Source organism: Allobosea sp. P4_E12 (assembly GCF_056401655.1).
On the sequence record NZ_JBFUIY010000033.1, the window covers coordinates 63,775 to 74,162 of the forward strand.

At 64.7% G+C, this 10,388-nt stretch carries 3 protein-coding genes; 1 reads left to right on the plus strand and 2 read right to left on the minus strand.

Annotation, left to right across the window (positions count from 1 at the left end):
• Positions 1–52: 52 nt before the first annotated feature.
• Positions 53–1,105, minus strand: coding sequence for a cupin domain-containing protein (locus AC1DW9_RS29440; protein WP_476776731.1), 1,053 nt, complete (start codon positions 1,103–1,105; stop codon positions 53–55).
• Positions 1,105–2,265, minus strand: coding sequence for a four-carbon acid sugar kinase family protein (locus AC1DW9_RS29445; protein ID WP_476776732.1), 1,161 nt, complete (start codon positions 2,263–2,265; stop codon positions 1,105–1,107). Before AC1DW9_RS29445 ends, AC1DW9_RS29440 begins: the two co-directional genes overlap by 1 nt.
• Positions 2,266–2,766: 501 nt before the next feature.
• On the opposite strand from AC1DW9_RS29445, the gene AC1DW9_RS29450 reads away from it, so the two are divergent.
• Positions 2,767–10,388: peroxidase family protein (locus AC1DW9_RS29450; RefSeq protein WP_476855254.1), on the plus strand; the 7,622-nt coding region annotated here is incomplete at its 3' end.

The following is a 10,388-nucleotide window of genomic DNA, read 5'->3' on the forward strand; positions in this document are numbered from 1 at the left end:
TCGGCTGCGGGTGCTTACGCGCGCCCGGCCGGGAATGGGCTGACGGCGCGCATCAGGTGTGGAAGGCCCCTGCGTCGCCCAGGCCGTCCTCCGCGATGCCGGCGCCTGCGGTCGCGCCCAGCTCGAGCAGCACCACCTCGCAGGCGCCCTCGGGGGCTGCGGGGCAGCGTTCGACGCCATGCGGCACGACGATGAACTCACCCTCCTCGATGAGCTCGTCGCGGTCACGGAACCGCATCAGCAGCCGACCCCTGTGGACGAAGAAGACCTCGTCCTCGTGCTTCTCGAAATGCCAGGCCGCTTCGCCTTCGAACCTGGCGAGCTTGATCTGCATGTTGTTGACGCGTGCGGCGATATGGGGCGGCCAGCTGTCGGAAAACCGGCCGAACGCAAATCTCAGGTTCTCCTTGTGGAATGGCGAAATGTGCCGGTTGAGCGTTGCGACGTCGCGAATGATCCTGGCGAGCTGGTGGGGCACGTCCTTGCCCTCGGCCGGGTATTTCCCGTCGAGCGCGGCCGTGCCGATCGTGAAGCCCGCGGCTCCGGCCTGCTTCAGCGCGGCGATCCGTTCCGGCGTGTCGATGGAGCCGGCGACATAGACGGGTTTGGAGACCGCGGCGCAGACGGCCTGGATCAGGGCCGGCACGTTCTCCCGCGAGCGATAGGCCAGCAGATCGAGCCCGTGCACGCCGTCGCGCGCCGCCAGCGTCCGCGCGCTGGCGACAACCTCGATGCTGCCTTCCAGGACGCTTGGATGGCCCATGATCCGCCCCGGGAACGGACAGTACTGGATCGTCGTGCCGGCAATGATCGGCAGCACGTCATCGACTCTGGTCCCGCCGAGCAGGACGTCGATGCCGATTTCGACCGCAGCCTTGGCCGAGGCGATTTCGCTGTCGCGGTCGAGCGAGACGACCTCGAGATAGGATGTCGCGCCGCCCTCCCTGATGGCTCTGTTGAGCGCCTTCAACTGGTCGAGCGGCAGGCCGATATCCTTGAAGCCGATATGCCGGACCCCAAGATGCAGGGCGGTTTGCAGCTGCTCCGACGCGTCGTCCACGGTGCGGTCGTTGCGCGTCAGCATGAAGATGAAGCGAAGTCCCATCAGGACACCTTTTGCGTTTTGTTCGACCCGGTTTGCGCGGAACCGAGCCGCCTTGCATCGGCGAACGCGGTCTCCAGGCCGGCGGGATCGGCGATGCCCTGGCCAGAGAGAGGCGCTCCGTGGCGCAGCCGCGTGACCGCGCGAAGCAAGGTGTCATCCCCGCCAAAACCCCCGGCCTTCATGGCGAGAAGCAGCGCGCGCCCGTCATCGAGCCGGGCACGGCCAAGCGGAAAACCTGGCTCGAGCTCGTGGAGGATCTCGAATTCCCGAACGTCCAGAAGGTCGAGGATCGCCTCCATGGTGTCCCCGCCCGTGGCGATCAACGCGTCGAAGGCCTCGGCCCGAAGCCTGTCCGCCGCAGCCCTTGCAATCTCCCGCAGAAGCGGCGCCGGGTCGTCTTCGCGCTTTGCGGGGCTGCGCAGCAGGGTGACCCCGCTCACCCCCTCGACCCGATCGGCCTGGCCGTGACTGCGCGGGTTCGCGCTGCCGATGACGATGAGAATATCGCCAGGCCCGCCGCCGACCGCTGCTGCAGGAGCCCCCGTCGCAGTCGGGGCCAGGCGCCGCGCCAGCGCCGCCGCCATCCCCGGGGAGCCCACCCACAGCGTGGCTTCCGGTTCGGGCAAGGCCGCAACCTGCGCGTCCAGCTCGTCCTGTTTCGTGGCGTCGAGCAGCACCACACTCCCGATGGAGGGCGGGACCAGGTCGGCGACCACCGAATGGCGGGCCGGATGCACCGGATCGCGGCCATAGGCGGTCTCCGACACGGGGATACCGTCCACGCATTGAACGCCGCCGACAGTGGTGCGCCCGGCCGCGGGAAAGGCCGGGGCGAAGACGAGCTGCCTACGCCCGCTGGCCCGGAACGCCGCGTCCAGCTCGGCCCTGACATGTCCGCGCAGCGTCGAGTCGACCGTCTTGTAGAGGATGTCGCGCGAGGCGAGCTGCGCGGTGAGACGCGAGACCCGCTCCGCGACCTCAGCCTCGGGAGCCGAGCGCGAGCCACTGTCCACGGCGATGACGTCGCTCTCTTGCCGGGGCAACCGACCCCGTCCGACCCACGCGCCATGGCCCCGCATGACGAAGGGGCCAGCCCCGTCCGCTGCACTGGTCAGGTCGTCGGCGAGAACCCCGATCGTCGTATTCCCATCGCTGCTCATCTCTCGATCATGCCGCCTCCACGCGACAAGAAAAGCGCTAGTTTCTGCTGTCAGGGGCGCGTTGGGGGCCGGGCCGTCTACTGAGCGAACCCCGCTCGCCGCCGCCATGCTCGCTCTGGGTGCTGCTGGCGCGCCATTGGCGGCTCGAACCCGGAGCTCGATGCGGCCGCCTGACCACGTCAGCGCCTCCAGGAACTCTGCCGGTACGATCCAACCAGACCAAGGTCGGTGGTCTCGGCCCCAATGGACCACGGACCAGAGGCACCTGATAGGCACGCGCTGGTCCCGAAAATGCGGTGACCTTGTCCTCTAACCGCCTATACGATGGAAGAGTTAATTTGCCCCTAATATTCACCGACGTTCTTCAATTGGGGGTCTGTTATGGCTTCAAGCTTTGTTGTCAACCTCGCCGATCTGAACAAGATTCTTGAGCAAATTAAGGTTGCAGAGCGTAACGTTGCGGGTGAAAGTCTTGTCGATATTATCGGTCAAGATGCATCCTTGCTGCCAATCGGCCTTAGAACGGTCGATGGCAGTAACAATCATCTCCTTCCAGGTCAGAGCCAGGCTGGCGCTGCGGACGGAATCTTCCCGCGGCTGCTGACCCCGACCTACATCAATGATGCCGATGGCGACATGATGCCGCTCGGCCCCCCCGGAGCACCGGTCGTCACCAATACCAATTACGACCCCACCATCACCACCTCGAGCAACCAGCCGGGTGTGAACGTCCACAGCGTCGCGGATGCCGATCCTCGCATCATCTCGAACCTGATCGTCGATCAGACGCTGACCAACAGATCTGCCCTGATCGCGGCCCTCGAAAGGAGYGCGGCSGCCGGGGGTATTTCGCTGACGCCGGGGTCTTCCGTGGCGGCAGCCGCTGCCGATCTGATCCTGGCCGCGCGTGATGCGGCGGCCGCGGCCGCTCCCTTCGCCGCGGCAACGGCGTTAGCTTACGGGCAGGCCGTGACGGCTGCGGGAATTGTACAGACCCAGATCAGCAGCGCGCTTGCGAGCCTGACGGCGCTTCGCGCCGACGTGGCCGCCGATGGCGTCGTCGACGTCTCGACGAATGCAGGCGACGCCGTCACGGCGGCGACGGCCGCCCTTGCGGCAGCAACCAGCGTCCTGGCTGCGCTTCAGGCGCCCGGCACGGCTGCCGMAGCCGCGGACATTGCCAGCGCCCAGGCCCAGGTGAACGCCCTCACGACCTTCGTGGCGACCGTGACGGCCGTGCAGGGAGCCGTCGGCGACGGCGTCACYATTCCCGAATTCAATACGGTCGTCCTTGCCGAGGGCACCGCCCAGGGSCTGGCGACCGCTGCAGCGGCCAATGCGGTGGCGCTCTCCCAGGCCGTGGCCGACCCGGCCGGCCAGCACCTGGTCAATCTCATCGCGGATGCCGGTCTCGAGTTGTCCAATGATGGTTCGATCCTGATCGAGGACCGTTCGCCCGACGTCGGCCTCTCGCCTCCAAACAGCGCCTGGATGACGTTCTTCGGCCAGTTCTTCGATCACGGCCTCGACCTCGTYACCAAAGGCAGCAACGGCACGATCTACATCCCGCTCCAGGCCGACGATCCGCTGATCGCCGGCCCGGACCATATCCTCGGCAATGCGGACGACCTTGCGCCGGAATTCCGCTTCATGACGTTGTCGCGGGTGACGCCCTTCGACGCCAATGGCAACCCGAATCCGCTGGGAACCGAGTCCCAGAACACGACGACGCCGTTCGTTGACCAGAACCAGACCTACACCTCCAGCGCCTCGCATCAGGTTTTCCTGCGSGAGTACAAGTTCAGCGTGGACGCCGTCGGTAATGATGGCATCGCGGACTCGCATGCCGTGAACACCGGCCACCTGCTCAATGGCGTCCATGGCGGCATTGCAAATTGGGCAGAAGTGAAGGCGCAGGCGGCGGAGAAGCTGGGGCTGGAGTTGAACGACGCCGATGTCCTCGACGTCCCGCAACTCGTCGTCGACGCCTATGGCAAGTTCACGCCGGGCACGCAYGGCTATGCCCAGGTCATGGTCAATGTGTTTGAAAACGACGGGGTGACGACCCGCATTTCAACGGTTGCCGTCGAGGGCAAGGCGGGCGGCCTGGACATTCACCACATCCTTCCGAGCGACCTGCCGGCAGGTTTCGTTCCCTTGCCGGGGGCGACTGCAACCGTCTTCCAGGTGATCGGTACCGGTCATGCCTTCCTCAACGACATCGCGCACACTGCTGTACCGGTGGTGATCGGCGGCGTCTTGCAGCCCGACGCCGACAGCATTGTCGGGAACCCCGTCCCGGATGACGGCCAGGGCCATAATCTTCAATACGATGATGAACTGCTCAACTCGCATTTCCTGACCGGCGACGGCCGCGGCAACGAGAACATCGGGCTGACCGCGGTTCACACGATCTTCCATTCCGAGCACAATCGCCTCGTCGAGGCGAACAAGGACACCATCATCGCCTCCGGCGACGTGGCCATCGTCAATCAATGGCTCGCCGCCGATCCCGACAACGCCCGGACGGCGATCAGTCAGGTCGAGCTCGATGCCATCAACGCGCTGACCGACCCGTTSGCAAAGGCTGSGGCGATCGATGCMTTGGACTGGGATGGCGAGCGTCTGTTCCAGGCCGCCCGCTTCGTCACCGAGATGCAATACCAGCATCTCGTGTTCGAGGAGTTCGCGCGSCGCATTCAGCCGAATGTCGATCCGTTCGTCTTCACCAACTCGGCCGATCTGAATCCGGCGATCGTCGCCGAGTTTGCCCACACCGTCTATCGCTTCGGCCATTCGATGCTGGTCGATACCGTGGACCGGCTCGACAATGATCTCTCGCTCGTCAACAGCGACAACGCTTCGGCCGATGATGCGCAGCAGGTCGGCCTGATCCAGGCCTTCCTCAATCCGCAGGAATTCACCGCCGGCGGCGTCGTCCGGGATAGCCTTGGGGCCCCTGTCGGATTCAGCGACGAGGTGGCGACCGGTGCGCTGATCCGCGGCATGTCCCGTTCGGTCGGCAATGAAATCGACGAATTCGTCGTCGAAGCCTTGCGGAACAATCTGCTCGGACTGCCGCTCGATCTTCCCGCCTTGAACCTCGCCCGGGCTCGCGACACCGGCATCCCGAGCTTGAACGACGCGCGCGCTCAAATCTACGCCACGACCGGCGGCGCCGACCTCAAGCCCTATACCAGCTGGGCCGACTTCACCCAGCACATCAAGCACCCGCTATCCGTGGTCAACTTCATCGCAGCCTATGGCACCCATCCGCTGATCGCCGCCGAGACGACCTCGGAGGGCAAGCGTGCAGCCGCCATGGCCATCGTGCTCGGCACCGATCAGACCGTGCCAGCGAATGCCGCCATGCAGCCGCCGGTCCTGGCGCATACGATTCATGCTCCGGCTGACCGCCTCGACTTCCTGAACGCGACCGGCCTCTATGCGGCGGACGGCGCCGGTCCCCATGACGACAGCCTTGGCGGACTGAACCATGTCGATCTGTGGATCGGCGGTCTGGCCGAGGAGATCAACGAGTTCGGCGGCCAGCTCGGCTCGACSTTCAACTTCGTGTTCGARTATCARCTSGAGCACCTGCARAACGGCGACCGGTTCTATTAYCTCAGCCGCACGCAGGGCATGAACCTGCTGAACCTGCTGGAGCCCAATTCGTTCACCGACCTGGTCATGCGCAATACCGACCTGGGCGATCTCCATTCGACGCATCTTCCGGGCAACCTCATGTCGGTTCCGGACATGATCCTGGAGCTCGACAAGYTGGCGGGTCAGGAGAACTATAGCGGCATTGCSGCGCGCGACGGGACCGATCCAGCCGATCGCAGCCTGCTCGATCCCGTGCACTCCGATCCTTTCGTGCAAGGCATCGATCCCAAGGTTCACCGGGTCGAAGGGACGGCCCGCCTGGATGCCAACGGTCAGCCGGTTCTCGATGCGGATGGCAAGCCGATCTTCGATGGCGGAATCCTGCAGTTCTCCGGCGGTGAACACGTSGTTCTCGGCGGCACCGAGGGCAATGACAGGCTGTATGGCGACAAGGGCATCGACACCCTCTGGGGCGATGACGGCAATGACTATCTGAATGCCGGCATGGAATCCGACCAGGTGTTCGGCGGCGGCGGCGACGACATCATCGAGGATCCGTTCGGGGACAATTTCCTGCGCGGCGAAGCCGGTGACGACGTGATCGCCAGCGATGCGGGCCTCACCCTCATGTTCGGCGGCGAGGGCAACGATTTCATCATGGGCGTCACGGACGCCAAGGAAGTGTTCGCCGGCCCGGGCAATGACTTCATTCTCGGCGGTTCMGCRCCCGACGGACTGATGGGCAAYGARGGGGATGACTGGATCGAGGGAGGCGAGGGTTTTGACGGTCTGTCGGGTGAAAACTCGGACCTGTTCTTCAACTCGCCGATCATCGGACACGACATCCTCAACGGCCAGGGCAACGACACCGACTATGATGGCGAGTCCGGCGACGACATCATGGTCCAGGGCGCCGGAATCCAGCGCAAYAACGGCATGCTGGGCTTCGACTGGTCCATTCAGAAGGGAGACGAAACCGACGGCGTCATCGATCTCGGCATCTCGCGCTTCGCCAATCAGCTCGCGCTGACATTGCGGGACCGCAACGACTCGGTSGAAGGCGCCTCGGGCTGGAAGCACAACGATACATTGATCGGRACCAGCTTTCCGGTCGGCGCTGTCGGYGCAGGAACCGGCCCGGTCAATGGSCCCGCGACGGACAGCAAGCTTCTGTCCCAGAACGTCGACCTGATCCGCGGGCTCGAGGACTTCATCAAGCTGGCGCCCGGTGCGGTCATCGGACAATCGGCGGCGACCGTCGCGGCCATGGCGGTCSCTGGCTCGCATTTCCGCGATCTCGCTCCCGACACCACTGTCTTCGACCCCGGCAATGGTGGCGACATCCTGCTCGGCGGYGCCGGCAGCGACACCATCACTGGAAATGCCGGCAAYGATCTGATCGAYGGCGACCGCTGGCTCAATGTCCGGATCTCGGTGCATGCCACCAAGGACCCGGCGAGCGCCCAGCTGTTCACGGTCGATGGCTTGACCACCCTCATCTCGGGGACCGGCAATGCCAATTGGGACGGAAAATCGGTCGCMGACCTGATGCGAACCGGACAGATCAATCCGGGCCAGCTCGAAGCGGTGCGCGAGATCATCTCCGACGGCGCCCTGGCAACCGATACCGACGTGGCGGTCTTCCACGGCAGCCGCGCCGACTTCACSCTSACGCGCAATGCCAAYGGCACGGTAACAGTCGTCGACACWGTCGTGGCRCCGGTCCTCGGGGCAGATGGCATCAAGATCCCGYTGATCGACGACGAAGGCACCGACACGCTCGTGAATATCGAGRTCGCGCGGTTCACGAATTTCGATGCCAATGGCATTCCGACCGGAACGTTCACGGAKGTGTCGCTGGCACGAGCAAGCGGCGCACCGACGATCACCAGCACCGGCACCAATGTCCTGACGGCCAGCACCGCTGGAATCGTCGACGCCAACGGCATTGCCAACACCATCCGCTACCAATGGCAGACCTCGGCAACCGGAACAGGACCCTGGACCAATGCCGGGCTGCCGACGGCCAACGCCAACCGCACCATCAACGACGCCAATTTCTATCGGGTGATCGTCAGCTATATCGATGGYGACGGGCTTGCCGAGTCGGTGACCTCCCAGATCGTCGCCCGGGTCGGAACCGGTGGGAACGAAACCATTACCGGCACGGCCGATCCAAACCTGATCAACGGCCTGGCGGGCAACGACACGCTGAACGGCCTGGCAGGTGACGACGTCCTGAATGGCGGAGCCGGCGCCGATACGCTCAATGGTGGCGCCGATAACGATACGCTGGTCGCCGGTGTCGACACCGTCCGCGACGTCCTCGATGGTGGCACCGGGATCGACACCGCGGATTACTCGGCGGCAACGGCGGTTTTGACCGTGACGCTGAACGGCGCAACCGCGGCGGTCGTTGCGGGGTCGGGGACCACGAACGCAACTTCCGACACGATCGCCAATATCGAGAATTTYATCGGCGGGAGCGGCAACGACTCGATCACCGGTGATGCCAACGACAACGCGCTCAGCGGCGGGGCCGGTAACGACGCGCTGACCGGTGGACAGGGCAACGACGTGCTCAGCGGCGGGGCCGGTGCCGACACGCTGAACGGCGGMGCAGGCAACGATCGTCTCGATGGCGGCGCCAATCCCAACAMTACGGGCGACRTCATGACCGGCGGYGCCGGCGACGAYACCTATGTCATCGAYGATGTGGCAGGCACGGCTGCTCAACGGGACCAGGTCATCGAGGCTGCAGGCGCTGCCGGCGGCATCGATACGGTGACCGGAGCGGTCAATCTCGACCTCGCACTYTAYGCCAATGTCGAGAAYGTCACGCTGACGGGAACCGCGAATGTCAACGCGACTGGCAATACCGGCGACAACATCCTCACCGGCAATGCCGGCAACAACGCACTGACCGGCGGCGCCGGCACGGAYACGGCGGTGTTCACCGGATCGGTGCTCGACCATACCCTCACCACGACAAACRCGGGCGTGCTGACCATTACAAGCGATGCCGATGGCCGCGACACGCTGACGACGATCGAAAAGGTTCAGTTCGGCGCGACGGCCTACACCACCCAGTTGGGAACGGCAGCCGGGACGACGATCACCGGCTCGGCTGGCAACGACCTGATCTTCGGCCTCGGGGGCAACGATACGATCAATGCCGGCACTGGTGACGACGCCATCGTCTGGCGGGTCGGCGATGGYCGCGAYGTCGTCAATGGCGGGGCCAACGGAACGGTCGGCGATGCCTTCAGCATCACCGGSGACAATTCGGACGAGGTCTTYTCGATCTATTCCAGGTTCGAGTGGCTGAAAGTCGCAGGCAATCTCGCCAGCGATCTCAAYGCCAACACGGATATCGTGATCACCCGCAACGGCACGGGYACGGCCTCGGTCGTGGCCGAGCTGGATCAGATCGAAGAGATTTCGATCAATACCGGTGGCGGCAATGACAGCGTCCTCGTGGTCGGCAACCTGACCCCCTCGGATCTGCGCTTCAACACCATCACGGTGAACTCCGGCACAGGTGACGACACGGTCGACGTGACGGCTCTCGAATCGGCCCACCACATCGTGCTCAATACGGGCGGCGGCTCCGACCATCTGGTTGGCATGCGTGCCCAGGATGAAATGCACGTGACCGGACCAGCTGCAGCCGGCGGATCGACTGGCGGCGGTGGCGGTAACGGCGGTGGCTCCGGAAACGGGAGCGGGAACGGCGGCGGCATCACTGGCGCGTTCGACCTCACCGCCGGCGACGTTGCGGGGCTAAAGCACCTGGTCAACGGCCAGGAAGTCCCCGGGGATGACGACACGGTGCCCGGCGTCCGCGATCTCAGCGGCCACGGCAACAATCTCGCCCATCCCGATTACGGTGCGGCGGACGAGCACTTCATCCGGCTGACCGAAGCCCGCTACGGCGACTACGACGCGGCGACCGGCAACAACCAGATCAATCCGATCTTCGAGGGGCTCGATCCGCGCAATATCAGCAATATCCTGGGCGTGCAGGAAGCAGACCTGCCGAAGAACAGCAACGACGCCAATATCTTCTTCATGGCCTTTGGCCAGTATTTCGACCACGGCCTCGATTTCCTGCCGAAGGGTGGCAATGGCGCGATCCAGATCGGCGCTCCCGGCAACGGCGCGCCCGGATCCGGCAACCCTGCCGATCTCACCCGAGGCACGGTCGACGAAATCGTCGATGGCGTTCCCCAGCATATCAACCGGACCTCGCCCTTCGCGGACCAGAACCAGGCCTATGGCTCGAACGGGCTCGTCGGCCAGTTCCTCCGGGAAGGCGACGGCGATGGCGGTCTCGGCTCGATGCTCCTGGCGGGAGGGCCGGATCCGTCTGACCCGAACTTCCGGTTGCTGCCGACGCTGCGCGAGCTGATCCTCGAGCATTGGGAGAACAACACCGTCTTCACCGGCCTGCCAGGCGGCCCGGTCGCCTTCCAGACCTATTTCCCTGGGCTGGTCAACGGCGGTGTGATCAACAC

Bases quoted from the DNA above. Each gene is read 5' to 3' on its own strand.
- AC1DW9_RS29440 (WP_476776731.1), bottom strand. From the start codon at position 1,105: ATGGGACTTCGCTTCATCTTCATGCTGACGCGCAACGACCGCACCGTG.
- AC1DW9_RS29445 (WP_476776732.1), bottom strand. From the start codon at position 2,265: ATGAGCAGCGATGGGAATACGACGATCGGGGTTCTCGCCGACGACCTG.